Raw genomic sequence first — 24,153 nt, forward strand, 5'->3', positions numbered from 1 at the left:
TGTCCCCGGACGAGTACGAAGCCGCCTGGTACGCAAAGAACATCGATACACCCGACCCCGTGAACACCACCCTTGAGCAGGCCGTAGCCTGCTAGCCACCTCTCCGGATTATCGGGGGAACCTCACGGCCGGGGCGTTGACGGCGACGTGGTTACGTCCCACGGGCACAGCGCTTGCCGCGTTCGATGTTCTGCCACTGAGCGAAACGACGGTGTCGTCGCGTCGGGTGTAGGTCAGCACGAGCCTGCGAGCGAGGCGCTCTGATAGGCCCGACGCGGTAGGGGTGGCAGGGTCGGAATTCAGCGACCAGATGGCCAGTAGCACGTGGCTGGTCACTTTGACGCGGGTTGCCGCGGTCGTTTCGGTGAGCATGGGCTGGGCCTCTCAGGTCGCTCCTCAAACGGTTCACCTCCTTAAGGTGTTCGTCAGGGCGGCATTGCCGTGTTGTCTGCCATCGCTGGACCCAACAACGCCCAACACACGTGCCGGGCAACTTTGCCCAAGTTCGACGAGTCGGCAGTTGCGGCAGCGCCAGCCGAGCGCCGGAACGCGCTTGCGGCACCGCGAAACGGTCCGTGGCGGTTAGCGCCGCTGTGCTGTGATGACCCGCACCGTTCCGCATTGACCCAACGCTGCCCAACATGCAGCAGGTTCGTCTCGTGGCTGCTGACGCAGGCGTCCGCTCAGGTGGACCGCTACGAAGTGAGCCCGGCAGGCGGCTCACGCCGTCGGGTGTTGGGTTGCGATGGGGCCGGTGTTGGGTGCGCGTGAGGGGATGGAACACGCGTCCCAATCCAGGGTCACTGGTGTGAGAGGTCCCTATGTCTACGCTTTCCCGGTCCGGTCTTGACGCCGTGCAGGACGAGTTCACGAATCTGGTCAGTCGTGACACGTTGTGGGTCACTCGTGCCGAGATCGCGGACTTGCCCGAGCCGAGAGTCCCGCTGTCGCGATTACGTGACCTGTTGTTGGGCGGGACAGTGTCCGATGGGCTCGCTGACGCGGTGTGGCACGTCCTGGTGATCCGGGCGCGTGAGGCCAGCGGCCCGTGGGCGACGGCAGCACTGGGGATGGCGCTGCCGGGACTGCGCCGGGCAGCGCGGCTGGCGCGAGCCGGCTGGCGCGGCGATGTCGAGGACCTCGAAGGCGAACTGCTGGCTGGCTTCCTCAACCGCCTGCAGACCGTCGATGTGCAGGCGCCGCGGATCTGCGGCCGACTCATCGACGCCGCGGTGCGCGCGGTACGGCGCGCCGGCTCTGCCGAGACCGTCGGCCTGCTACCGCACGCGTTGTCGGTGGGTTCCGCGGTGCCGGGCCCGCCCTGGGACCACCCGGACTGGGTCCTCGCGCGCGCGGTCGCCGCCGCTGTTCTGGGCCGAGAGGAGGCGATGCTGATCGGCGCGACGCGGCTGGGCGGGATGAGCTTGGCACAAGCCGCTGCCGAACACGGGTTGACGGTGTCGACCACCCGCCGGTGGCGCCGCCAGGCGGAGTTGCGACTGCGGGACGCGATCCGCGCTGGTGAGCTGTCGTTCGTTCCGCTTCGCTCGCGTCCGCGTCGCAAGCACCCCGCCTTGTCAGGCGGGGCGGCACCCGAATAGCCCGGCGACGCCTGCGCACTGCCGTTGGGCGGTGTTGGGCAGTTGTTGGCCGCTGTTGGGCGGGCCGTTGGGTCAATTCGGCACCCAACAGCAGCCTTTAGAGAGCGACGGGCAAGTCACGCGAGTGGTCGGCGCCCGTCGCGTCAGCATCGGCGTTTCTGCCCCTGAAGCCCCGATCGTCTCGCAGCCGCCGTTCGTGCTGGCGCACCTCATCCCGTTTCTATGCCCCGCCATACGCGGGGCTGGAGGTGCTCGCCATGATCCGTCAACTGATCCGCCGTCTGTGCGTGGTGGGTGCGGCAGCCTTCGCTGCTGTCGTGCTCGCCGCTTCGGCGGCCTACGCCGAGCCTCGGCCTGATGACCCGGAGCTTGATCTCGGCACGCTCATCGGCAATGTCACCGGTCTGGTGCGTGGGCTGCTGATCGGTATCGCGACGTTGTTCCTGACGCTGGGCTGTGTCCGGTACATGATGGCCAACGGTGACCCGATGGCCACCGAGAAGGGCAAGACCGCGCTGCGCAACGCCCTGATCGGCTATGCGCTGGCGTTGCTGTCCGAGCCGCTGCTGGGCCTGGTCAAGGGTCTGGTCGAGTAGCCGTGAGCTCGATCGCAGCGGCCTTGGTCGGCTACATCGTCGGGTGGCTGGCGACCAACGTCGACAACGCCTTGAACCTGTTGTGGGACCTGCTGTCCAGCTCGCTGCTGCGCAGCCCGGACGTGACGGCCTTGCCGCAGGTCGAGGAGTTCGCTGGCACGTCGCTGACCATCGTCAACGCCGCTTACGTCCTGGCTGTGCTGGTGGTCGGGTTCATGGTGATGGGTCGCGGCACCATCAGTTCCCAGTCCCCCTATGGCGCGGGTGAGCTGATCCCGCGGCTGATCATCGGGTGGGTCGGTGCGAACTTCGCGCTGCCGGTGTGCTCGCTGATCATCAGGTTCGCGAACTCGCTGACCGAGGCGATGACCAAGCAGCCGATCCAGTCACCGGAGTCCCTGGGCTACTTGCGGCAGTTGGTGAAGTCGGCGCTGCTCGAGACACCGGTCGGGACGATTCCCGGGGCGGGCACTGCGTCTCCGAACGCGTTCCTGCTGATCCTCATCGGGTTGATCATCGCGGTGCTGCTCGGGCTCCTGCTGTGCCAGCTGATCGTCCGGCTGGGCACGCTGGTGTTCCTGGCCGGCGTAGCTCCGGTGGCGCTGGCTCTGCACGGCCTGCCGTGGACCGAAGCCGGCGCGAAGCTGTGGTGGCGGGCGATGCTCGGCACCGTCGGCACCGTCTTCGCCCAGGCGGTCATGCTGCATGTGGCGATGCGGATCCTGCTGACACCGAGCGCGAACCTGCCAGTGCTCGGCTTGCCTGGCGATCCGGGCGCGACCATGAACCTGCTGATCGTGGTCTGCATCCTGCTCGGCGTAGTGAAGATCCCGGCTCTGATGAAGCGGTACGTCTTGCGTTCAGGTTCCGGTAGCGGCCGAGTCATCGGGTTCCTGATCCTTCAGCAGGCCACGCGCGTGGTCACCGGCCGGCTTCCGGGCTTGGGCCGCAGAACCGTGGCGGCGGGCGCAGGCCGCCGTGTCGGCCCTGATACCGCAGGTGGGTGGCCCCGGGTCCCGCAGCAGCCGCCGTCGGAGCCGACACGACCGGGTCGGCCGCCGTGGCGTGGACGGGCCAGCACTTCGCCGGATCCGGCCGGTTCCCGTGCCGTGGGGCCGGGACGTAGCGGGTACCGGCCGCCGGCGCGCGCTCCGCGCCCAGCGACTCCGCTACGGCCGTACACGGCGCAGGAGTTGGCCGACGGCGTCGATCTCTACACCCGCCGGGTGAAGAAGCCCCCACTCTAAGGAGTTCTGATGCGTCATGATCCCGATGTCGTCCCGGTGACCCGTGTCCCGGCCGACGTCAACACCCCCGACAAGGTCGCCTACGGGTTGACCGCCCGTCAGTTGGCGGTCTTGACGGTCGCCGCAGTGGCCGTCTACGGCATCTACCGGCTGTTGGAAGGCCGGGTGAGCTCGTCGACACTGCTGGCGATCGTCATGCCCCTGGCGGGGCTGGCGGTGACCGTTGCGATGGGCAGCCGTGACGGTCTGCCGATGGAGTCGTGGCTGGTCGCCGCGGTGCGGCACCTGCGCTCACCCAAGCAGTTGGCCCCGTCGGCCGCGGGCGGGCACCTGCCGCCACCGGCGTGGGCGCCCGCGGTCGAAGGGCTGCGGCTGCCTGCGGTGCTGCGGCTGCCCGCCAGCAGCATCGGCGAGCAGGGTGCCATCGACACCGGCGGTGCGGCTACCGCGCTGGTGGCGTGTACGACGTTGAACATCGGGCTGCGGACCGGTGATGAGCAGGCGGCGCTGCTGGCCGGGTACGGGCGGTGGCTCAACAGCCTGACGGGGCCGGTGCAGGTCGTGGTGTCGACGCAGCGCGTCGACCTGTCCAGCCACGCCCAGCGGATCGCCGAACGGGCCGAGGTGATCGCCAGCCCGGCGCTGGCCGAGCTGGCGCGCTCGTACGCCGACTTCCTGACCGACTTGGCCGAAAACCACGATCCGCTGTGGCGGACGGTCACGGTCGTGGTCACTGCCAGCGGTGACAAGGGCCGTGACACGGAGGTGTTCCGGCGGGCCGAGCAGACCGCGTCAGCGCTGACGGCGCTGGGCGCGAGCGCGGCGGTCCTGGACGGTGCCCGTGCTGCGGCGGTCCTGACGACCGCGGTCGACCCTTACATCCCGACCGATGCGACCTGGCCGCGTTCGCGGCCAGGTGAGGTGATCTCTGGAGGCCAGTCGTGAAACTGCCACGAATCTTGCGTAGATTCCAGCCTGCCGATCCTGCGAGCCCGGCCGATGCGGCCGGGCTCGCTGCTGTTATTGGCCCGTCTTCGGTCGAGGTGGCCCCGGGCTGGCTGCGGGTCGGCGACGGCTACGCCGCGACCTTGGCCGTGACCGGCCTGCCGACGCTGGTCGGGCCGGCGTGGCTGACGCCGCTGACGTCGTGGCCGGGCCGCATCGACATCACCCAGCACATCTCGCCGTTCACCGGGCCGCAGTCGGCGCAGATGCTGCGCCGGCAGCGCGGCCGGTTGGAGTCCAGCCGCCGCATCGACTACGAGCACGGCAAGCTCACCGATCCGGCGACCGAGGCCGCGGCGGAGGACGCCGCGGACCTGGCTGACCGGGTTGCTCGTGGCCAGTCGAAGCTGCACGACGTCGCGACGTACGTCACCGTCCACGCCGCCGACCTCGAAGAGCTCGAGGAGGCGGTCGCGCATGTTCGGGCGAGTGCTGCCAGCACGATGCTGGACACGCAGCCGGTGACGTTCCGGCAGCTGCAGGGCTGGACGTCGACGCTGCCGCTGGGTGTCGACAGTCTGCGGATGCGTCGGGTCATGGACACCGAAGCCCTGGCGGCCGCGTTCCCCCTGGCGAGTGCGGACCTGCCGGCGCCGCTGCCGGGCGAGCCTGCTCCGGCTGGTGGCGTGCTGTACGGGATCAACCCGGGTTCGGCCGGGGTGGTGTGGTGGGACCGCTGGTCGCAGCACAACCACAACAGCGTCGTGCTCGCCCGTTCCGGTGCCGGCAAGTCGTACTTCATCAAGTTGGAGGTGCTGCGCAGCCTCGCCGATGGCGTTCACGTCGCTGTCGTCGATCCCGAGGACGAGTACGTGCGTCTGGCCCGGGCCGTCGACGGGACCGTCATACAGCTCGGCAAACCCGGGGTGCGGGTCAACCCTCTGGACATCCCTCCGGCGGACCGGCGTAGCGATGCCCTGGTCAGGCGGGCGCTGTTCGTGCATTCGTTGGTCGCGGTGCTGCTGACTGAGCAGCCCACCGCGGCCGAGCAGGCCGCCCTCGATACCGCGATCGCCGCGGCGTACGCCGGGGCGGGGATCTCCCACGATCCGGCGACGTGGACGCGGCAGGCGCCCCTGTTGCGCGACGTCGCGGCCGAGCTGGCCAGCGAGGGCGATGCGGGGGTGAGTCTGGCCGCGCGTCTGCAGCCGTGGGTGAACGGGTCGTTCAAGGACCTGTTCGACGGCCCGACCACGACCGTGCCGGCGGGGCAGCTGGTGGTGTGGTCGACGCGGCAGCTGGCCGACGAGCTGCGCGCACCTGGAATGCTGCTGGCGCTGGATGCGATCTGGCAGGACGTCGACAACCCGCCTGCGCGGGGCGGGTCTACGCCGCGGCGGCTGGTGATCGTCGACGAGGCGTGGCGGCTGCTACACGACGGCGAGGGCGCCAGGTTTTTGTTCCGGCTGTCCAAGCAGGCCCGCAAACGGCGGGCAGGGGTGTCGGTCGTGACACAGGACGCCGCTGACCTGCTCGGCTCTCAACTCGGGCAGGCGGTCATCGCCAACGCCGCCACTCAGGTGTTGATGCGGCAGGCACCGCAGGCCATCGACGAGGTGTCGGAGGCGTTCGGGCTGACCAGCGGAGAAGCTCGTGCCCTGTTGGCCGCACGGCGTGGCGAAGGCGTCCTGCTGGCCGGCGCGCATCGGGTGTCGTTTCAGGCTCTGGCCAGCCCGGCTGAGCACCGGTTGTGTGTCGGAGACCTCGACCGTCTCGACGACGAGGAGCAGCCCCGATGAGCGGCCTTGTGCGCACATCGTACGTGCAGGCGCCGGATCCGGCACGCAAGCTTTCCGACGCTGTCACCTCTGCGGTGGACTGGTGTGCTGCCCGGCCGTGGCTGCTGCTGGTCGCGGCCGTGGTCGTGCTGGGTGCCGCTGCCGGCCGTGTTGGGTGGCTGCGCCACGCCGACGGGCTGCTGCAAGCCAACGCCCGGCAGATCACGATCGTGCCGCCGCCGCAGGTCGACCCCGCCGGCATCACGGCGTTCTGGGCGGCGCTCGCGCCGCTGCTGGGCCGCCGCCGGTGGCGGCTGTGGCGGCCGCGGCCGCACGTGGCGTGGGAGTACCGGTGGGCCGGACGTGAGCTGACGATTGTGCTGTGGGTGCCGGGCACCGTCCGGATCCCACCGGTGCTCGCTGCGGTCCGCGGCGCCTGGCCGGGTGTGACCGCGACGGTTGCCGACGCCGGCCGGCCGCTGTCGCAGCGGGAGGGCAAGCCGGTCGTCGCGGCGGCGGGAACCGCGCTGGTGCCGGTGATGCCGGCGTGGTATCCGCTGCTGACCGACCACGACACCGATCCGCTGCGGGCTGTCGTGGCCGCGGCGGCCGGGTTGAAGGACTCCGAGACAGCGTGCGTGCAGGTCCTGGCGCGGCCGGCATCGTTGCGCCAGGTGCGGCAGCTGCGGCGCGGGGTCGCGGCGCTGCGCACCGGCCGCAGCCCGACCGGTCCGCTGGATCCCGGCCGGTGGCTGGGCTGGGTGCTCGACGGCGTCGACGGGCTGATCAGCCCGTCCCGGCACCCGCATTCTGGCGCCGGTGTGTCGCAGCAGGCGCTGCTGGCTGTCGACCCGCAGCGAGACCGCGACGCCCGCGCCGGCGTCGACAAGCTGGCCGGGTCGCAGTGGGAGACCGCGATCCGGATCGCGGTAGCGCACCACGGTTCACCTGACCGGCCGCCGGGCAACACCGCCCGGAGGCGGCTGGTGACGACCGTCGAGTCGCTGGTAGGTGCGGCTGGGCCGTGGGCGGGCCGCAACCGGCTACGGCGAATGCGGATACGGCACCCGGCTGAGGTGGTGCTGGCCCGGTCGCTGCGGCACGGGTTCGTCCTCAACGCCGTCGAGCTCGGCAGCCTCGCCGCGGTGCCGCACGACCTGGCGGTGCCGGGGCTGCTACGGGCCCGGGCCAAGACGATGCCCGCACCGGTCGACGTCCCCACCGGCGGTCGGGACATGAAGGTCCTCGGCAAAGCCGAGTGGGGCGGGCATCCGGTCGCGTTGCCGGTCGTCGACGCCCGCCAGCACGTACACATCCTGGGCAGCACCGGGTCCGGCAAGTCGACCTTGATGCTGAACATGATCCTCGACGACATCAACGCGGGCCGCGGTGCGGTCGTCATCGACCCGAAAGGCGACCTCGTCCGCGACGTCCTGGACCGGCTGCCGGCGAAGAAGGCCAAGAAGGTCGTCCTGATCGACCCGGACACCAACACCGGCACGACACTCAACCCGCTGCTGGGCGACGACCCGGACCTGGTCGTCGACAACGTCGTCAGCATCTTCTCCCGGATCTTCCAGAAGCATTGGGGGCCGCGGATCGACGACGTGCTGCGGGTGTCGTGCCTGACCCTGATGCGGCACGCCAACGCCACCTTGACGCTGGTGCCGCCGCTGCTCAACGACAGGGCGTTCCGGCTGCGGTTCACTCAGGAACTCACCGACCCCGAAGGGCTGCGCGGGTTCTGGGAATGGTTCGAGGCCACCCCGCCGGCGGTCCGTACGCAGGTGATCGGGCCGGTGCAGGCAAGGCTGCGGTCGGTGCTGCTGCGCCCGTTCGTCCGCCGGACCCTCGGTACGCCGTTCAACTCGTTCGACATGGGCGAGATCCTCGACGGCGGCGTGCTGCTGGCCCGGCTGCCGAAGGGCGTCATCGGCGAGGACACGTCCCGGCTGATGGGCTCGTTCGTGCTGGCCTCGGCGTGGCAGGCCGCCACCGCCCGCATCCGTCTCGACGAACACGCCCGACGCGACAGCGTCGCATACGTCGATGAATGTCACAACTTTCTCAACCTGCCCGGAGCGGTCGGCGACATGCTCGCCGAAGCCCGCGGCTACCGCTTCGGCCTGGTCCTGGCACACCAGAACCTCACCCAGCTGCCCCGGGAGACGCAGCTGGCCCTGTCCGCCAACGCCCGCAGCAAGGTCTTCTTCTCCAGCTCGCCGGAAGACGCCGTCCAGCTGGCCAAACACACCATGCCGGAACTCGACGAGCACGACCTGAGCCACCTGGACGCCTTCCGGGCCGCGGCACGGCTGCTGGTCGGCAACCGGGAGACGGCGGCGTTCGTGCTGCGAACCAACCCCGCTCCCCCGCCGGTCGGCGAGTCCACCGCGGTACGTCAGGAGATCACCGCAGCCTCCCGGGGGCGTCGGACCGCGGCGATCGCCCGCCTGGCCGGAATCGGCAGATCCGACGCCGACGTCACCGACGACGTGGCCGACGCCTGACCGCCGGGCGCCAACACCCGCCAACACTCATCGAGGAGGCCCCAGTGCCCCTACCCAACAGTGTTTCCGACCCGCTCGGCGGCTGCCGCGATCGGCAGCCGCATCCCCTCGGCGCACCGCACCGTCGGACCCCGGATCCGGTGCAGTGGACCTTGATCGCCCGCACCCGGACGCAGAGCCCCGTCGCCCCGCTCGCGGCAGCGCTGCCGACGAGGGCGGCTGTCAGCCGGTGGCACCGCAACCGCCGCACCCGGCGGTGGCCCACCATGCCGCGGCGGCGGTCCTGACCCCGGTCCACACTCCGGTCCCACCTCACACCTGGCTCCGGTCTACGTACTGCCGCCCCGATGCCACCCCCGACCAGCCGAAACGCCAGCTAGGAGCGCACATGGCAGACGACCCAGGAACGCGACTGTCCCTCACAGGGGACTCTTCCCTACCGGGGAGAACCAACAAGAAGCCTGCACGCAGACGCACCCCGCCAGCGCGCCTGCCGACACTCATGGACCTGTCCGCACGGCTCAACGCCCGCGACTACACCATCGCCCACCTGCTCGACGAGCACACCGCACTGACCACCCCCCAGCTCGCGGCCGCGTTGTTCGGCAGCCCCATCACCTGCCAACACCGGCTCAACACCCTGCGCAAGCTGCAGTTCGTCAACAGGTTCATCCGCAACCAACCGACCCACCCCCGCCCGATGTGCTGGGTCGCCGGGCCCCTGTCGGCCCGCTACGTTGCCCTGGCCCGCGACGAGAACCCGCCCACCACCAAATCCGTCCACCAGCGCGCCGAACGGATCATGGCCAGCGCGAAACTGGACCACCTGCTGGGTGTCAACGACTTCTTCATCGCCCTGCTGGCCCACGCCCGCACCGACGAGCAGACCCGGCTCGCGCGGTGGTGGTCCGAGCGCAGCAGCGCCGCGGCGTTCGGGCGCCGCATCCACCCCGACGGGCACGGGCTGTGGACCGACGGCAAGTCGTCCGTCGGATTCTTCGTCGAGTACGACACCGGCTCCGAGACGATCGGCCGGCTGGTCGACAAGGTGCCCGCCTACCAGCGGCTGCGCGACGACGGCGGACCCGACTACCCGGTGCTGTTCATCGTGCAGAGCCCTGTCCGCGAACAGCACCTGCATCAGCGGCTCGCCGCCGGGCCCGGTACGTCGGTCACGATCGCCACGACCGGCCCCCATGCCGGCGGCGATCCCGCTGGGGCCGTGTGGCGGCTGGTCGGTGGTGGGCCGCGGCGTTCGCTGCTGGAGCTGCCGGGCACGCATGGGCAGAAAGGGCCGATCAATCCGGGGCCGCCCACTGCCGCCGACGATCCACTGCGGCTGCTGCAGCACCGGTGAGCCGGCCAAGGTGACGGCTTCATGCTCGCGGCAGTGCTGACGGTGGGCCGGGCGGGCAGTCTGGGGCCGTCCGGCAAGAGATGGCGCGGAAAATCTTGATCCGAGAAACCAACAGCAGGTCACGGCAGGTAGGACGCCGCGGACCGACGTGTGGGCTCACGGTGGGATCTGCGTATCACCGCAGGTCGCAGGGGGCGACTGTTTCGCCGTCCGATAAGCATGTTGGGTGGCGGCCGTATGGTCGATCTATCTCCTAGAGAAACCCAAACTGCACCACCCCGGCTTGTCCGCCCACGACCTGCGGTCGCAACCGCCCACCTGCCACAAGCCGGTCGGCCTGCCACCCCACCGTCGGCGAACACCTCCATCCGGTCCCTGACCGGCGCCAGCGCGGTGATATCGCCCGCGCCATCTCACCCTGCCTTTCGCACCGTCGCCTCGACGGTGCATTTCCGCGTGCCTGCACGCAGATGGAGCCCACCATGCACGTCATCACCGTCTGCATCCGCCAGGATGTCCCCCTCGAAAAAACCGTCCACGCCGCCAAAGCCGCTTACATAGCCGGCATCGCCCTCGTCGCCAAGGCAGCCGTCGTCCACTCCCCCGACTCCAGCCAGATAGTCACCCACTTCGTTCACAACGCACACCGCCGCAGCAGGGGCGAGCTGATCGCCCCACGCGAGCACATGGCCGCGGGCGGGCCGGTGCAGTTGCTGAACCTCGACTGGATGGCGCACCTGGGCTTCCACGGCAATCTCCGCCGCTGGCAGGTGTGGAACCAGGTGGTGCACGGAACTCCGGTCGCGCAGCCGCTGTGGCGGTTCGTCGACCGTCACCGCAGCACACCGAAGAAGGGCTACAGCCTCGACCAGGCACACCGCGACTACCGGGCGCAGCCACGCGTGGCCGCGATGGAGATCTACAACCGGTCCGGTCGGGCGGTGATGCAGCTGCCGCTGCACCACCTGGAGGCGTTCCAGGTGGGCCGGGACGCCTACGCCGAACTCGGCTTCAACACCGCGGTGCCCGCCAACGCGATCGTCAGCCTCGATGGCGTGTTGCGCGAATGCCGACCCAGCGAGCCCCTCTCACAGGTGTGGGAGTTCATCTCCGCAGCCCGGTCGGCGCTGAGCCAGCTGTCGTTCGGTGACCGCCTGGTCGCCTTAGCGGTCGACTGACCTGAAGTGGCGGGGTGAGGGCCGGTGCCGCCGATGCGGTACCAGCCCTCACCCGTTTCTGCGGGTTCGCGGCCGCTGACTGCAGCCACCGGACCTGGCTGACCAACACCAGAAAGCCAAGGGAGCCAGCACATGAACATGACCGACGTCATCGGTCCGTACGAGTCCCGCGAGCAGGCACAGCAGGCGTTCAACGCCGCCGCGGGGCCGCTGAGCATAGCCGAAGTCCGTCAGACCCTCGTCTGGATGCGTCTCGGCGGGCTGCTGGTCAGCCGCAGCGTCAAGCTGACCACGTGGGAGAACCGCCAGATCAAGGCACTGGGTGCGCTCTGCGATGAGGCACAGGCGCAGACGGTTGTCGGCTGGTTCAGCCGCGTCGGCGTCAACAACTGGGTCGGCCCCCAGCCCTGGGGGTCCAGCGGGCCGTACCGCAGCGCCGAAGACGCCATGGCGGTGTTCAACGCCCGGGTCGAGTCGCTTCGCCTGCCGGCCGAGCCGGCGACGAGGCAGATTGCGAAGTTGTCGCTCGACATGGCGCTCACCTGGCATCAGGTCACGTTGACGCAGTGGGAGGGCTCAGTCCTCGACTACTTGGCGGCTCACGCACCGATCGAGCTGATGCAGGCCCTGATCGCCTGGATCGTTCGAGCTGCGCCCGAACCCGCTGCAGCGGACGCACCCGCCGCTGCCGGGCCGCCCGCTGAGCTGGCCATCGGCTGCCAGCCGGTGCGGTGACCCGCCTGGCAGTGCGCGGGTTTGGAGCCCGCGGGCCACCCAGACCGTTGACGGTCATCGCCGGCGCCGCCGGCCCTTCTACTTCTCGGCCGAGCTCGGCCGACGCGCAGTTCGCGTACCCCGGGCACGGCCGATCGGCCGTGCCCGGACTCCGTTTCCTACGTTCGAAGGAGTCCCCTTCCATGACAGGCATAGCCATACCCTTGGCTGCCCAGCCGCCGTTCGCGGCGCAGCAGCAGGTCCACCTCAACGTCGGCTCGACGTGGGAGCCGGCCACCGTCGTGCAGGTCCTCACCGGCGGCAAAGTCGTCGTCTCCTACCTGATCGGTGTCGTTCCGATGACGGCCGCGGTGTCGCCGTGGCTGATCCGCCCGGCAGACGGCTACGACCTGCGTGCCGTCGGCACGCTCGCGTCGGGTACGGAAGTCGCGTTCGCTGACGCGGTCCACACCGTCGCCGCCGCGCCGTGGATGCGGCGCGGACAGTGGGTGGTGCCGTTCACCAACGGCCAGTCGTCAGTGGTCAACCCGCATACGAAGGTCCGGGTCGTCGACGACCGCGCCGCGGTGACCGTCGACGGTATCCCTCTGGTCCAGGCGCTGCCGGCGCTGAACGCCGGGCAGGTGGCCCGGTGACCATGTACAGCCACAGCTTCGCCGCGATCGTCACCGGCAACCGCTACCGGCGGCAGTGGCCGGTACTGCTGGCCGACACCCGCCGAATCCTGATCGCTGTCGGTGAACTCGGGATCGGGTTGTGCGGCCCGGACGGGTTCGGTGCCCCGCTGCTGGACTCCCACACCGGGATCGGTTTCAACGGCGACGCCGCGACCGGCCGGCACGGAACCCCTCTGCAGCTGCCGCCGCCGCTGGGCGACGGCCTGGCGGTTCCGGCCAGCTCGGGGACGTGCCGTACCCGCAGCGAACGCTACGACCTGGCGGTCACCGCGGTTCTGCTGCGGGCCCGGTTGCTGATCGGCGACGACTTCGCCGTGCTCAGCGACGGCCGCTGGGACGTCGAGTGGAACCAGGGTCCGCGGGTCGGTTTTCCCGGCGCCCGGCAGCTGGTCGACGACCTGTTCGGTGGTGTGCCGGCGTGCTCGCCGCTGTGAGCGTCTGCCGGCGCATGTTTGCACGATGCGGCAGTGACGCCGCTGTACGGGCTTCTTCCTGTGCGTGCCCGGCTCAGCCGGGTCACCAGTCCGCGAACCTGCGGACGAAAACGGCCCCAGGCGTTGGAGCGCCTGAGGCCGGCGAAGCAGTGGTCTTGCTTGGAAAGGGCATCGACCGATGACAACTGTAGCAGTCGACCGCAGGGTCGACGTCAACGAAGCGTTCGCCGGCGAGCGGGCCAGGCAGCTGAACGCTATCGACCGCAGGCGAGCAGACCTTCAGTCCCGGCTTGACGCTGGGACGCTGGTCCCGCTGGGCAACGGCCGGTACCGGGTCAACGAGCCGGGCAACTGGGACCACGGCGAGATCTGGATGCAGCAGGCCGGCGGTCTGGTCGTGCCGCAGCACGGCCTGGACCTGTCCACCGGCCGGGCGGCGCTGTACACCGCCGTGCCGGCGTGGCACCAGCTCGGGACCGTCATCGACGGCGGCACCACCGACATCGATACCGTCCTGAAGGCCGGGGCGATCGACTTCACGGTGGAGAAGTTCCCGGTGCAGTTCCGCACGCCCGACGGGGTGCTGCGCTTCCTGGAGGACCAGAACGTCACGGTCCGCCGCGACACCAACGTCGGCCTGGGCGTGGTCGGCAGCCGGTACGAGGTCGTGCAGAATCGCGACATCTTCGAGTTCCTGCAGGCCCTCGTAGGCAGCAACGACGTGATCTGGGAGAGCGCCGGCGCGCTGCGCGGCGGCCGCCGCGTGTTCGTCACGATGCGGCTTCCGGACACGATCGTCATCGACCCCGCCGGACTGGCCGACGTCGTCGCGCCGTTCCTGGCCGCGTTCAACAGCCACGACGGGATGACCGGCTTCGAAGCCGTCGTCACGCCGTGGCGGGTGGCGTGCGGCAACACCGAGCGGTTCGCGTTGCGAGACGCGGTCGCGCGGTGGAGCACCCCGCATGTCGGTGACCCGCTGCTGCGGATCCGCCAAGCCGAGGAGACGCTGCGGCTGTCGCGCAAGTACTACGAGTCGTTCGCCAAGGAGCAGGAGCTGCTGCTGCAGACCCAGGTGGCGATCGACGAGTACCTGCAGGTCGTCGCCGACCTGTGGACCCCGCCGGGCGAGGACGAGTCCGACAAGGCCAAGGCGAAGTACCAGCAGTTCGCCGACGGCATGGTCGGCCGGTTCGAGCGCAACTGCGAGGACGTCGGCCGCAACGCGTACGCCGCGGAGCGGGCGATCACGGAGTTCCTCGACTGGGGCCGCGGTGTCCGGGCGCCGAAGACGATGACCGAGCAGGCGTGGCGTGCCACCCAGGCCCTGGAAGGCGACCAGGACGGCAAGAAGACCACAGCCCACAAGCGGCTGCTGACCCTCGTGCGTCGCTGACCTTCACCGCCATAACCAGGTGAAGCCGTAGCCGGGCCACGGGCGGGTGCGTACGCGCACCCGCCCGTGGCCCACCCTCCCCGGCCGGCCGCCGGGCAAAAAGCCGGCCCTGCTCAGGGCCATTGCGTGTGAGGAGCTCCATGACTGTCCCTGCCATATCCGACCGTGATGTCACTGTCGTCGGCGAGATCTGGGCGGCTGAGGCCGCAAGTCTGCCGACCGTCTTGCTGTATGACGGCACCCACCGCCGCGGCGTGCTGGTCGGCGCCAATCCCCTGGGCCAGATCCGGCTGCACGCCGACGGTGCCGAGCACCTGCTAGAGCCCGACACCCGCGCTGGAGCTGTCACCGACCCAAGCGCACGCGAGGCCCTGCTGGCCATGGCGTTGAAAGGCGTGGTGCACGCCGCACGTCAGGCCGAGCAGACGGCTGGCAGCGTTCGACAGAAGAGCCAGGAGGTCCACCAGGCGTCGAAGGAACTGCGCCGTACGGTGCGGACGCAGACGGTCCGGTGGCTGGGCGACGGCGTGCTGACCGAACAGCAGGTTAACGAGTACTTCCGGCTGCTGGGCATGGCCGTGTACCGGCCCACCGTGGAGGTCGCGGTCACCATCACGGGCACCTTCGACATCGCCACCGATGACCCCGAAGACGGGCCGCGGGTCGCCGACGACATCGACGTCGGCCTGTCGCGGGTCAGTCGGCTGGTGGCCGGCAGCCCCCGGTGGAATGTGCGGATCACCGAGTCCACCCGCGTCGACGAAGACGCACCACAGCAGGGACCGTGATGAATACCAAGGTCACGAAGATGCAGCACCTGCTGAAGGTGTTCGGCACACCGGACCGCGTCGAAGCGGCTCAGCGCGGCCTGCTGGCCGCGGCCCGTGACGCGACTGCCATGGCCGAGCACATGCGTCAGCAGCTGGACGCCGGCGCGTTCACGACCGGGTTCGTGCTGCCTGCCGGTGCTCGGATGATCGCCGAGAACCACGAACACAGCGCCGCCGTCTACGGCGAGCTGGCCAACCAGATCGCAGCGGCGATCGCCGGCGTCGACGTCACTGACGATGACGACGGATGACTCAACGGCCTGGCTTGCGTGGCATCCGGCTGCCGGCAAGCCGCCGGTTCCTCGGGTCCCGGAGCCGACATGACAGAAGAAGAACTAGTCCCGTACCAGGGCAGGTCGTCGCCGACAGGGCCCTACCCGGCTACGTTCGGGTACGTCGGGAAGCGAGTGTGCGACGCGATCACCACCAGCGTCATGAACTACCTGGCCGGCTGCACCGGCCCCCCGGATCCTGACGCGTTACGGCAGGTCACTGCAGGGGCACTGCAAGGGCAGCTGACCACGTTGTGGCAAGCCCCCGACCGCAACTGGCGGCTGTACGAGGCATACGTCGCGTGTTTCCCCGACGCGATACAGGCGCTGCTGTTCCTGTCTTACGCCGCCGACATCGGCGTGGCCTACATCGACCGGGCCGTCATCGAAGACCGCGTCGGCCGCACGCTGTCCGACGACGAATGGGAGCGGGTCGCGCTGCTGTTGGACGGCTACGACGAGCACGTCTCGTCGTGGTGCGACGTCAACAGCGAGTTCATGCGCGACATCCTGCGCAGATCCGGCGTCGACGGCAACAACGAACCCGACACCACCCACGAAGATCCACAACCTGTGCCGGTACACGCTCCCACGGCGGCCATGGCCTGACCTGCACCATCACCCCCCGCCGCCGAACCCGGCGCGGTTTTCCACAACCTTGTCCACAGCAAGTGTGGCGTCGACTCCGTAGCGGACCGGCGTGCACGCCGGTCCGCTACACGTCGTCCGGCGCCGCACGAACCGAACGGAGACACACTGTGCACGCCCTTCCCGCCGCGCCGATACGTGCCCGGCTCCATCCACACGACGTCACCACGCTGATGGCGCAGATGCACGACGCGACTGGCCCCCAGGACCTGCTCAACATCGTGCTCGCCGGCGTGTACGCACCGCTGCTGGCTGCGCAGGGCCGGTCCCTGAGCAACCTCAGTCCCAGCGACCGCATCAGGCCGCAGATGTGGCTGCTACCTGCACCACAGGTCGACGTCATCATCGAGGCCGCCTGCAACCGCGCCATGGCCTGGGGTGCCGCCGCCGGCATCTGCCTGGACCTGGTCGACAAGCTTCCCAGCGGCTTCCCCGACAACGAGCCGGTGCCCGCGGCGCTGCCGCTGGACTACCGGCCCGCGCATCTGCAGATGACCGTCGACCGCAAGGCAGCCGACGTGTTCCTGGCCGCCGACGCGCACCTGAAGGCGTTGGCTGCCTGCTACGGCGCCGGCCACAGGTTCCACATCGACGCCCAGTCCTCGTGGGTCGAGGCGTTCTCGGCCCTCATGTGTCTGCATCTCGGACCGCAGACCACCGTCCAGCCCCTCGGCGAGCTCGGACTGCGCGTGGCCGCCGCGGGCGGCGGGGTGGCCTACTACGTGGAGTTTCAGCCGCTGCCGCGAGCCTGTGTGGCCGGTGACGACTGCCAGGCGGTCTTCGGCGACGACGGCTACATCGCCAATCCCTGGCAGCTGATCGCCGGACACACCCACGTTCCGGCGTTCCCGCGTACCGCGGTCAAGCCCGGCGTGTGGCGAACCCGCCCTGCCCTCAGCTGGGCGCTGCCCGCCTGAGCACGCCGACGCTGCAAGCGCACCGGCTGTTCGACATCAATTCCGCCAGGGGGTACGGCCGACATCGGCCGTACCCCTGTTCTGCCTTGCCAATTAAGGAGAACCTTCGTGCTTGTCACCGCACCAGCCGATTCGACCGACCAGCTGACGGTCACCGTATCCGGCCGCCCCACCCCCCCCGCCTCGACGCAGATCACCGCCCCGGCTCACGCATGGCTGTCCGTGGTGGTCGCCGCAGCCGGCGGGCACCACCTGAGCCTGACCGGCCCGGTCGGCACCCCACGCGCCCACCTGGCCAAGGCCGTCAGCAGGCTCATGCCGGACCTGGCCCGCCGCGACACCGGAATCGTCGAGGCGATATGGCGCCTGCGCCCCGACGCGCTGCGGCTCGGGCTGCGCCGCCGGCCGCCGTCGCTGTGGCGAGGCCACCTCAGCAGCGACCTCGACCTGCTCGGCGGCGGCCCGCACCTGCAGCCCGGAGCGGTGTCGCTGGCCCACCGCGGGGTCCTGATCCTCGACCAGGCCGGCGCACTGCCATCCCGCACCGTCGCAGGCCTCGACGACGCGCTGGCCCACAAACGCGCCACCTGCACCGACGAAGTCGGCACCCGCACATACCGGGCCGGGTTTCAGGCCGTGTTCACCAGCACCCGCTGCCACTGCCTGCCTCAGCAGCACCAGCACGGCGTGCTGTTCAACTGCCCGGCCGGCAGCGACGACCCCGCCTACACCGAGCGGCTGGCGACACTGACCCGCCACGCCGACCTGCACATCGACCTCGACACCAACATTGCGTGCCCGCATTACGACCTGGCAGGCAAAGACCTCCAGGGTCTGGCACGCCTGGCCGACACCGCCGCCCGGCGGGCGCGGGCCCGGATGCGGGACCTGCTCGTGCGCCGCACCGCGGACCTGACCCCCGAGCTGCTGGCCCATCCCCGGTGGGACACCCCCGCACTGGTGCGGCTGCGCCGCCACGCACACAGGCGGCTGAGCGCCGGTCAGCACACCGCCGTCGCCAGGGTCGCGTTGACGCTGGCCGACCTGGCCGGCCGGCCCGGCCCCGACCACACCGACGTGCATACCGCCGCGCTGCTGCACGGCCTTCACCTGTGACATCGCCGCCCGCGGGCGCCGCCCACGCCTCGTGCGTGCGCGGCGCCCGTTTTCGTGAGAGGAGTTCCATGGACCACCTGTTCGCACCCTGCCAGCGGCCGTACCAGGGCCAGGCGTGGGTGAACCTCCATGAGGCCGGCCCGGCGTCCGGCCGCCGGCTGGAGATCTTCGCCCTCGTCGAGCTCGTCGACGGCGACGTTGACGGGCGTATCGTGCCGCAGCTGTCCCGTGAGCACGTCGACGACCTGATCGCCCGGCTCGCCGGCACCGGGCACAGTGCCGGAAACCGGCACTCCGACATCGCCTGCCTGCAGTGGGCCGACGACAACACCCACCTGGTCATCGTGAACCGAGCCGGGACTGCCGCCGAGCGGGTCGTGCAGGTCGACGCCGACGAACGCGGCCTGTACCCGGTCGACCTCGACGCGGTGACGTGGGCGTTCGCCGACGACGCGTTCACCGGGCTGAGGGTCCTCGAACGTGCCTACGGCCGGCTGGCGGTAAGCACCGCGCAGCGCCATCCCAACCCGAGCTCCGGTGTCGACCCGCTGGCCGGGCAGGCGCTGGCAGCCGTCGGAGAGGTCCTCGCCGAAGTCCTGGCCGAGATCCGGCCGCACCTGGCCGCCCGCGGTGTCATCGACGCCGTCGGCCTGGTCCTGGCCCGCACCGCCCGGCACCTGTGCGCCATCGGCGAAAGCGAGATCGCCTACGCGCTGCTGCACGCCGTCACGATGCAGCCCTGGCAGCTGCGCGGCCCGGTCGCGCAGCAGCTCGACACGGCCGCCGTCGACGTCCGGCAGCGTTACGAGATCATCGACGGCTCGGTGGTGTGCACGCTGTGCGCTCAGCGGACCGTCGTCGCGCAGTCGGTGCTGCGGCCGCAGGGCTGGGCGTGTCGCTTGTGCGCCTCCCGCTTGCAGGAGGTGCGCGGATGAATCCGATGCCTCCACCACCGGCCCAGACGCGGCCGCCGCTATCCGGCGACGTCGTGCTGTGGTCGCTGAGCCCGCAAGAACGGCAGCGGTTGCTGTACGTGCTGCAGCGGGCGGCCGAGCGGCCGCTGTCGGGCGGCCGTGCCACCGCGGCCGCGCTGGCCGCCCGCCTGTCTGCGGTGCCGGTCCTGCAGGCCCCGCAGCTGTACTTCGACGCCGACGCCTGCCGGGCTTGGCTGGACCACGGGGCAGCCGCCCGCTACGGCATCGACGACGGCCTGCGCCGCGACAGCCTCACCGGCACCGCCGGGCTGCTGGAGGATCTGCTGGCCGCGCTCAACGACGGCGAGGCCCCGCACCTGTGGCGGCCGCAAGGCGGACTGCGGCACGTACGGATCTGGCGCACCGCCGACAACGACGGCGCCGACGGCGGAGTGCTGCTGGCTGTCGATGTCCGCATCGGCGACGCCGCGGCCCGGATATGCCCGCTGCGGCTGGACCCCGACGACCTGATCACCGCCGACAACGCCGGGATCAGCGCCGCAGTCCAAGCAGTGGCTGCGATCGCCTCAGCCGTCAACCGGGAGTGCGACGCCTTCTACCAGGGGCTGGCCGGCACCAACGGGAGCCGCTCATGAACACCACAGCGAGCCACACCGTCGGCCCACGCCTGATGTCTGCGCGGCCGGTGGCAGTCCTTCAACTGTCCCTGACCTGCGGACACATCGTCACCGCCGTCGTCGACGGCCCCGTCCCGGCAGGGATCGCCTGCTGCGAGCGCCTGGGCGGACAGCACATCGGCCAGCGGTTCTTCCCCGCCGCCGCGCTGGTCGAACACGTCGCCAGGTACGGGCAGCGGACCGTGATCCGCCCCGTCTGCGCTGGACCTGAGCCGCTGCTGGTCCTCGACCGCACCGAGCGCACCAGCGCGCCTGTGAACACCCATCCGGTTGTCGCGGCATCGGCTGCATAGTCCGCCGCCGTCGGCGGCCAACTAAATCCACCCAATCCCTGCCGTTCCCTCGATGGCGCGGCCACGACCACGGGAGCAACTCTGATGACATCTGCACCACCGGCGCCCTACATACCACCTGGTCATCCTGCGGCCGCGGTCACGCTACCGCGGGCCGAGGGCTCAGCGACCGATCCGACCCCGCCCGCATCTGCGCCCGTACCTCCGCCGGCGGCACCTGCCCCGCTGCTGCGCAGCGGCGACAACGCTCAACGGCTCGCGTTCGGGCTGTACCTCGTCGCCGCAGCCGCATCCTGGATCGGCCAGATCTGGGTCGGCGTCGACCAGGTGCCCTGGCCCTACTTCATCCCGATCTGGGCACAGATCATCATCGTCGCGCTGCCCGCCGCCGTACTCGACCTCGGCGGCGTCGCGACGATGGCCATCGCCGACTGGCGGCGCTCAGAAGGCGAGACAGCCTGGTACTGGCGGACACTGTCGGCCATCTGGGTCACGCTCGCCGTCGGCGTCAACGTGCTGGGTCATAGACACCAACTGCTGCTGAGCGTCTTGTTCGGCATCTTCGGAGTTCTGGCGTTCGCCATGGCTCTCGGACACACCGAAGCACGCCGCCGCGACGCCCTGAAGGCCAAAGGGCTGCTGCCCCGCCCCAAGCCCCGCTATGACGACGACGTCCGCAAGAAGGAACCCGACGTCGTCCGGCTGGCAGAGCACCTGGTCGTCGAGGAAGGCTACGACCAGTGGCCGGCCCTGGACCTGGCCAGGGAGCGGGTCAAGACGGTCGCGCACCGCGACGCGCTGGCCGCATACCTCAAGAGCGAACTGACGCGCATGCACGCAGGCGACGGCGCCCTGGCCGGGATCGTCGTCGGCGCGACCCGCTTCGACCTGCTCGCTGACCAGGTCATGGCCCAGTTCGACCTGGGCGGATGGGCGGCCTACATCGGCACGCAGATGCGCCCGCCCGCAGACAGCGACAGCCCCGAGCACACCGGCGATGACGACGCCGACCTGTCGGCGCTGCTGGCCTCGGCACCCGGGGACCTGCTGCGGCGGATCCCGAGCCAGGCCGAGGACTACGACCAATGGCGGTGGCTGTGGGCCAAGATGAAAACCGACCCTGCCGTCAAGGTCGAGGACTTCGCCCGCGAGCACAACCTCTCACCCCGGCAGGCGTACTGGATCCGCAAGGTCGGCGGCCTGCGCCTGCTGGACTCCCACCTGCCGCCCGTCGCACGACTGCTGCACGTAGCCAAATCCGCCACCGACCCTGACTGGGCTGCGCTCGCCGGCCAGCCACGACCGACCCTCGGCGCCGTCACCGCACCACCTCCGGCACCCGCAGGCAGGCCGTCGGGCCAGGCGGACGCAAGGCAGGCGGTGCGGGCCGCATGAACAACACCACCAGATCGGGCAGCCGGTTCGACGTCGCGCACCGGAATCCGCGCGGTGCGCACACCGTGCTGGTGTGTGTGCCCGACCGGTACCGGTTCGGGCCGTTGCTGCTCAACGCCGTCGAGACGCAGCTTGCGGCCACGGGGGTCACGACCGTGGTCACCGACGCGATGTGCTCGCAGCACATGATGCGCCTCAGCGACCACGGCCCGGCCGCCAGCGCCGCCGTGCACCTGCGCGAACTCGACCTTCGCAGCGGCCGAGACCAGTGCACGGTCATAGCCGAACAGGCCCTGCACAGATTCCGGAGAAGCGCCAAAGGCACCGGGCCGATCCCGCAGGTGCTGCTGTACGGCGGGCCGAGCGCGCAGCTGAGCAACCACCCACGGATCCGGCAGCTGCTGGCCGCCGAACCTGACCTGGCCGAAGCAGCAACAGAACTGTTCGGGATCGGGTTGGTGGCGCTGCAGACCGGCTCCGGCACCTTCCGCAGGTACGTGACCGTCACCTTGCTGTTCGGCCACGGCCTGATCACCGTCGACGGCGTCATGCTGCGCAGCGGTCCCGGGCGGCCTTGGCGCGACACCCTCGGGCAGCGCATCACCTACGCCCACGCCGCCGAGCAGTACCTGGCTGGCCTTGGCGACGCTGTCGTGTGCGCGGTCCACGTCGACCTGCCCGACCGTCCCGTCGCCGCTTTCTGACACCGCTGACCTGCGGCGACCGCAGGTCTTCAGCAGTCCTCCGCGATCGGCACGACTGCTGCCATCCCCGTATCAGCAGGTGAGGGCAGCCGGTGGCTGCCGGCTGCCCTCGCACATCTGCCCCCTTTGGAAGGAGATGTGGATGCCATCTTCCACTCCCGGTCTGGTTGTTCTGCTGGTGGCCCTTGGGTTCGCGGCCGGTAACCTGACCGGTTTCATACTGTGCCTGTTCACCGTCTGCGGCCGCCGCCGCACACCACCTCCCTTTGGCGTAGCCGCCCCTGGCCCCCAGGTCGGGCTGCCCGGCCGGGCTGCGCTGATGGCCACGCTGACAGCCGTCGGCCGCACCGGCTCGACGCTGGCGATCGTCAACCTCGACCGGTTCGCCGCGATCAACACCGACCTCGGCCACCGCGCGGGTGACCAGCTGCTGGTACTGCTCGGCGGCAGGCTGCAGGCAGCCGCAGCACGCCGCGGCGCGGCCGTCTACCTGCTGGGCCGTGACGAGTTCGCGGTGCTGTGGCCTGGTGCCCGAGACAGCCTGATGGACGATGTCGCCGCGCTGCTGCGCCGCCTGAGCCGGCCAGCCGAACTGCACCTGCTCGGCCGGACCGTGACGGTCGAGGTGAGCGCCTGTGCCGGGCTGTGCACGCCCGGGGAGCTGGTCGAGTCAGCCACAATGCTTCGCCGGGCCAACACCGCGCTGCAGCACGCTAAAGACCTCGGACCCGGCACCGTCAAGCAGTGGACGACCGGCCTGCCGCCCCGGTCCCGGGCGCGAGACGACGAGCGCAGCTACGCCCTGATCTGCTGGCCCGACCCGGGTATGCGTCCGACGCTGGTCAGCGGCCGCAGCCCCCGAGCCGTCGATGAACTCGCCGCTCAGGTCGTCACCGACACCACCGACGGCCAGCCCGGCCCTCACGGCCGCAGCACCTTAGCCGTGGTGATCGGCCAGGATCCCAAACCAGCCGGCGGCGCCGACACCGGTTGGTGGCTTCGCCGCACCCTTGCCCGGGCGTCGGGCTCCTACCTGTCGGTGGCCGCCGACGACGTCCACGACGCCGACCGCCGACCACTGCCCCGCCCCGTGCAGGTGGCACGGCCACCGCGGCAGGTCGGGTCCGGCTCCCCTGGCCGCCGCAGGGCCGCGTGATGCGCCCCGACGTCCCGCGGCGGCTGGCCGCACGGCCGGTCGACGCCCGCCGCGGACTGCCGGTCCCGTATGGGCACGCCGAGCCGTTCGGCTACATCGGTGGGTGCCTGCAGCAGGTCGACGTCGCCACCGGCCCGTTGGTCGATGACCTGATCGCACGCCTCCGGCGGGTGCACGGTGGCTGAACCGATGCAGACACCACACGGCCATGCCACGCCGATGCCGTACATGCCGCTGATCAGGCACCCGTTCATGATCGCCATGGAACTGGGCGGGCAGTGGGGCTACCAGATCGACACCGGCCTCGAGGGCGACGGGATCGTCTACGGACCGGGACGGTGGCCGTTCTACCGCAACGGCAGACCCGCCGCCGTGCGGCTGTCGCCGGACGTCGCATATTCGGCCTGGCATGTGCACTACGTGCTTGCCAGTCCCGCCGGGTTCGACCAGGTGCAGCTGCTAATGCACTGCCACGACGACACCATCGGCAGCCGGATGGCCTCTGTCTATGCCCACCTGGATCTGGCCCGCCGCCGGGTCGTGGTTGCCGAGGCGCTGACAGATCACCTGCGCTGGCAGGCAGCAGGCAAGGCACGCCGCGTCCTGGACTACGTCGACGCCGCCTACGCCGACCGGCTGGTCCACAACCGCCCGGTCACGGCCGAGATGCGCGCCGCGGCCACCGCGACCCGCACCTACACCTGATCTCCCGTGCCTGCCCCGTCCGGCGGGCAGGCACGGGTCCGCCCGTGCGCA

25 protein-coding genes are annotated in these 24,153 nt (G+C 70.3%); all 25 read left to right on the top strand.

Annotation, left to right across the window (positions count from 1 at the left end):
- Window positions 1–821 precede the first annotated feature (821 nt).
- On the top strand, window positions 822–1,601 hold the full coding sequence (locus HAV39_RS37920) for a helix-turn-helix domain-containing protein (protein WP_191843981.1): 780 nt from the start codon (window positions 822–824) through the stop codon (window positions 1,599–1,601).
- A 257-nt stretch (window positions 1,602–1,858) separates the two neighbouring features.
- Window positions 1,859–2,197, top strand: a complete 339-nt coding sequence (locus HAV39_RS37925; RefSeq protein ID WP_191843982.1) for a pilin — start codon at window positions 1,859–1,861, stop codon at window positions 2,195–2,197.
- Window positions 2,198–2,220: 23 nt separating this feature from the next.
- Entirely contained in the window at window positions 2,221–3,444 is a 1,224-nt protein-coding gene (locus HAV39_RS37930; RefSeq protein ID WP_191843983.1) for a conjugal transfer protein TrbL family protein, read from the top strand.
- A 9-nt stretch (window positions 3,445–3,453) separates the two neighbouring features.
- Entirely contained in the window at window positions 3,454–4,389 is a 936-nt protein-coding gene (locus HAV39_RS37935) for a PrgI family protein (RefSeq protein ID WP_191843984.1), read from the top strand.
- Window positions 4,386–6,188, top strand: coding sequence for a VirB4 family type IV secretion system protein (locus HAV39_RS37940; RefSeq protein WP_191843985.1), 1,803 nt, complete (start codon window positions 4,386–4,388; stop codon window positions 6,186–6,188). Before HAV39_RS37935 ends, HAV39_RS37940 begins: the two co-directional genes overlap by 4 nt.
- Window positions 6,185–8,677: a type IV secretion system DNA-binding domain-containing protein gene (locus tag HAV39_RS37945; protein ID WP_191843986.1), complete on the top strand. Its 2,493-nt coding sequence runs from the start codon at window positions 6,185–6,187 to the stop codon at window positions 8,675–8,677. Before HAV39_RS37940 ends, HAV39_RS37945 begins: the two co-directional genes overlap by 4 nt.
- Window positions 8,678–9,179: 502 nt before the next feature.
- Window positions 9,180–10,034 carry a replication-relaxation family protein gene (locus tag HAV39_RS37950; protein WP_191843987.1) on the top strand — a complete coding sequence of 285 codons (855 nt, stop codon included), beginning with the start codon at window positions 9,180–9,182 and terminating at the stop codon, window positions 10,032–10,034.
- Between the two features lie 482 nt (window positions 10,035–10,516).
- The gene (locus HAV39_RS37955) at window positions 10,517–11,212 is read left to right on the top strand and encodes a hypothetical protein (protein WP_191843988.1); all 696 of its coding nucleotides are present in this window, start codon (window positions 10,517–10,519) and stop codon (window positions 11,210–11,212) included.
- Window positions 11,213–11,344: 132 nt separating this feature from the next.
- Window positions 11,345–11,947: a hypothetical protein gene (locus HAV39_RS37960; protein WP_191843989.1), complete on the top strand. Its 603-nt coding sequence runs from the start codon at window positions 11,345–11,347 to the stop codon at window positions 11,945–11,947.
- A 182-nt stretch (window positions 11,948–12,129) separates the two neighbouring features.
- Window positions 12,130–12,582, top strand: coding sequence for a hypothetical protein (locus HAV39_RS37965; RefSeq protein ID WP_191843990.1), 453 nt, complete (start codon window positions 12,130–12,132; stop codon window positions 12,580–12,582).
- Entirely contained in the window at window positions 12,579–13,058 is a 480-nt protein-coding gene (locus HAV39_RS37970) for a hypothetical protein (protein WP_191843991.1), read from the top strand. The genes HAV39_RS37965 and HAV39_RS37970 overlap by 4 nt, the downstream gene beginning before the upstream one ends.
- Window positions 13,059–13,236: 178 nt before the next feature.
- Window positions 13,237–14,454 (top strand): DUF932 domain-containing protein, encoded by a 1,218-nt coding sequence (locus HAV39_RS37975; RefSeq protein WP_191843992.1) that lies wholly within the window; start codon window positions 13,237–13,239, stop codon window positions 14,452–14,454.
- A 140-nt stretch (window positions 14,455–14,594) separates the two neighbouring features.
- Window positions 14,595–15,242, top strand: coding sequence for a hypothetical protein (locus HAV39_RS37980; protein WP_191843993.1), 648 nt, complete (start codon window positions 14,595–14,597; stop codon window positions 15,240–15,242).
- Entirely contained in the window at window positions 15,242–15,535 is a 294-nt protein-coding gene (locus HAV39_RS37985) for a hypothetical protein (protein ID WP_191843994.1), read from the top strand. Before HAV39_RS37980 ends, HAV39_RS37985 begins: the two co-directional genes overlap by 1 nt.
- 183 nt (window positions 15,536–15,718) lie before the next feature.
- Window positions 15,719–16,165: a hypothetical protein gene (locus HAV39_RS37990; RefSeq protein ID WP_191843995.1), complete on the top strand. Its 447-nt coding sequence runs from the start codon at window positions 15,719–15,721 to the stop codon at window positions 16,163–16,165.
- 149 nt (window positions 16,166–16,314) lie between these two features.
- Entirely contained in the window at window positions 16,315–17,121 is an 807-nt protein-coding gene (locus HAV39_RS37995) for a hypothetical protein (RefSeq protein WP_191843996.1), read from the top strand.
- 108 nt (window positions 17,122–17,229) lie between these two features.
- Complete coding sequence (locus tag HAV39_RS38000; RefSeq protein ID WP_191843997.1) at window positions 17,230–18,237, top strand: ATP-binding protein; 1,008 nt, start codon at window positions 17,230–17,232, stop codon at window positions 18,235–18,237.
- A 68-nt stretch (window positions 18,238–18,305) separates the two neighbouring features.
- Window positions 18,306–19,172 carry a hypothetical protein gene (locus HAV39_RS38005; protein WP_191843998.1) on the top strand — a complete coding sequence of 289 codons (867 nt, stop codon included), beginning with the start codon at window positions 18,306–18,308 and terminating at the stop codon, window positions 19,170–19,172.
- Window positions 19,169–19,807 carry a hypothetical protein gene (locus tag HAV39_RS38010; protein ID WP_191843999.1) on the top strand — a complete coding sequence of 213 codons (639 nt, stop codon included), beginning with the start codon at window positions 19,169–19,171 and terminating at the stop codon, window positions 19,805–19,807. Before HAV39_RS38005 ends, HAV39_RS38010 begins: the two co-directional genes overlap by 4 nt.
- On the top strand, window positions 19,804–20,142 hold the full coding sequence (locus HAV39_RS38015; protein ID WP_191844000.1) for a hypothetical protein: 339 nt from the start codon (window positions 19,804–19,806) through the stop codon (window positions 20,140–20,142). The genes HAV39_RS38010 and HAV39_RS38015 overlap by 4 nt, the downstream gene beginning before the upstream one ends.
- Before the next feature lie 84 nt (window positions 20,143–20,226).
- Window positions 20,227–21,537 (top strand): hypothetical protein, encoded by a 1,311-nt coding sequence (locus HAV39_RS38020; protein ID WP_191844001.1) that lies wholly within the window; start codon window positions 20,227–20,229, stop codon window positions 21,535–21,537.
- Entirely contained in the window at window positions 21,534–22,241 is a 708-nt protein-coding gene (locus HAV39_RS38025) for a hypothetical protein (RefSeq protein WP_191844002.1), read from the top strand. The genes HAV39_RS38020 and HAV39_RS38025 overlap by 4 nt, the downstream gene beginning before the upstream one ends.
- A gap of 319 nt (window positions 22,242–22,560) precedes the next feature.
- The gene (locus tag HAV39_RS38030; RefSeq protein WP_191844003.1) at window positions 22,561–23,397 is read left to right on the top strand and encodes a GGDEF domain-containing protein; all 837 of its coding nucleotides are present in this window, start codon (window positions 22,561–22,563) and stop codon (window positions 23,395–23,397) included.
- Window positions 23,397–23,582 (top strand): hypothetical protein, encoded by a 186-nt coding sequence (locus HAV39_RS38035; RefSeq protein WP_191844004.1) that lies wholly within the window; start codon window positions 23,397–23,399, stop codon window positions 23,580–23,582. Before HAV39_RS38030 ends, HAV39_RS38035 begins: the two co-directional genes overlap by 1 nt.
- A 4-nt stretch (window positions 23,583–23,586) precedes the next feature.
- Window positions 23,587–24,102 (top strand): hypothetical protein, encoded by a 516-nt coding sequence (locus HAV39_RS38040; protein ID WP_191844005.1) that lies wholly within the window; start codon window positions 23,587–23,589, stop codon window positions 24,100–24,102.
- Window positions 24,103–24,153 lie beyond the last annotated feature (51 nt).

This window comes from Catellatospora chokoriensis, assembly GCF_011297315.1.
Lineage (GTDB): Bacteria > Actinomycetota > Actinomycetes > Mycobacteriales > Micromonosporaceae > Catellatospora > Catellatospora citrea.

Bases quoted from the DNA above. Each gene is read 5' to 3' on its own strand.
- HAV39_RS38010 (WP_191843999.1), top strand. From the start codon at position 19,169: ATGAATCCGATGCCTCCACCACCGGCCCAGACGCGGCCGCCGCTATCC.
- HAV39_RS38040 (WP_191844005.1), top strand. From the start codon at position 23,587: ATGCAGACACCACACGGCCATGCCACGCCGATGCCGTACATGCCGCTG.
- HAV39_RS38035 (WP_191844004.1), top strand. From the start codon at position 23,397: ATGCGCCCCGACGTCCCGCGGCGGCTGGCCGCACGGCCGGTCGACGCC.
- HAV39_RS37985 (WP_191843994.1), top strand. From the start codon at position 15,242: ATGAATACCAAGGTCACGAAGATGCAGCACCTGCTGAAGGTGTTCGGC.
- HAV39_RS37960 (WP_191843989.1), top strand. From the start codon at position 11,345: ATGAACATGACCGACGTCATCGGTCCGTACGAGTCCCGCGAGCAGGCA.
- HAV39_RS37990 (WP_191843995.1), top strand. From the start codon at position 15,719: ATGAACTACCTGGCCGGCTGCACCGGCCCCCCGGATCCTGACGCGTTA.
- HAV39_RS37975 (WP_191843992.1), top strand. From the start codon at position 13,237: ATGACAACTGTAGCAGTCGACCGCAGGGTCGACGTCAACGAAGCGTTC.
- HAV39_RS38015 (WP_191844000.1), top strand. From the start codon at position 19,804: ATGAACACCACAGCGAGCCACACCGTCGGCCCACGCCTGATGTCTGCG.
- HAV39_RS37955 (WP_191843988.1), top strand. From the start codon at position 10,517: ATGCACGTCATCACCGTCTGCATCCGCCAGGATGTCCCCCTCGAAAAA.
- HAV39_RS37920 (WP_191843981.1), top strand. From the start codon at position 822: ATGTCTACGCTTTCCCGGTCCGGTCTTGACGCCGTGCAGGACGAGTTC.
- HAV39_RS37935 (WP_191843984.1), top strand. From the start codon at position 3,454: ATGCGTCATGATCCCGATGTCGTCCCGGTGACCCGTGTCCCGGCCGAC.
- HAV39_RS37980 (WP_191843993.1), top strand. From the start codon at position 14,595: ATGACTGTCCCTGCCATATCCGACCGTGATGTCACTGTCGTCGGCGAG.
- HAV39_RS38020 (WP_191844001.1), top strand. From the start codon at position 20,227: ATGACATCTGCACCACCGGCGCCCTACATACCACCTGGTCATCCTGCG.
- HAV39_RS37945 (WP_191843986.1), top strand. From the start codon at position 6,185: ATGAGCGGCCTTGTGCGCACATCGTACGTGCAGGCGCCGGATCCGGCA.
- HAV39_RS38005 (WP_191843998.1), top strand. From the start codon at position 18,306: ATGGACCACCTGTTCGCACCCTGCCAGCGGCCGTACCAGGGCCAGGCG.
- HAV39_RS37925 (WP_191843982.1), top strand. From the start codon at position 1,859: ATGATCCGTCAACTGATCCGCCGTCTGTGCGTGGTGGGTGCGGCAGCC.
- HAV39_RS37965 (WP_191843990.1), top strand. From the start codon at position 12,130: ATGACAGGCATAGCCATACCCTTGGCTGCCCAGCCGCCGTTCGCGGCG.
- HAV39_RS38030 (WP_191844003.1), top strand. From the start codon at position 22,561: ATGGCCACGCTGACAGCCGTCGGCCGCACCGGCTCGACGCTGGCGATC.
- HAV39_RS37950 (WP_191843987.1), top strand. From the start codon at position 9,180: ATGGACCTGTCCGCACGGCTCAACGCCCGCGACTACACCATCGCCCAC.
- HAV39_RS38025 (WP_191844002.1), top strand. From the start codon at position 21,534: ATGAACAACACCACCAGATCGGGCAGCCGGTTCGACGTCGCGCACCGG.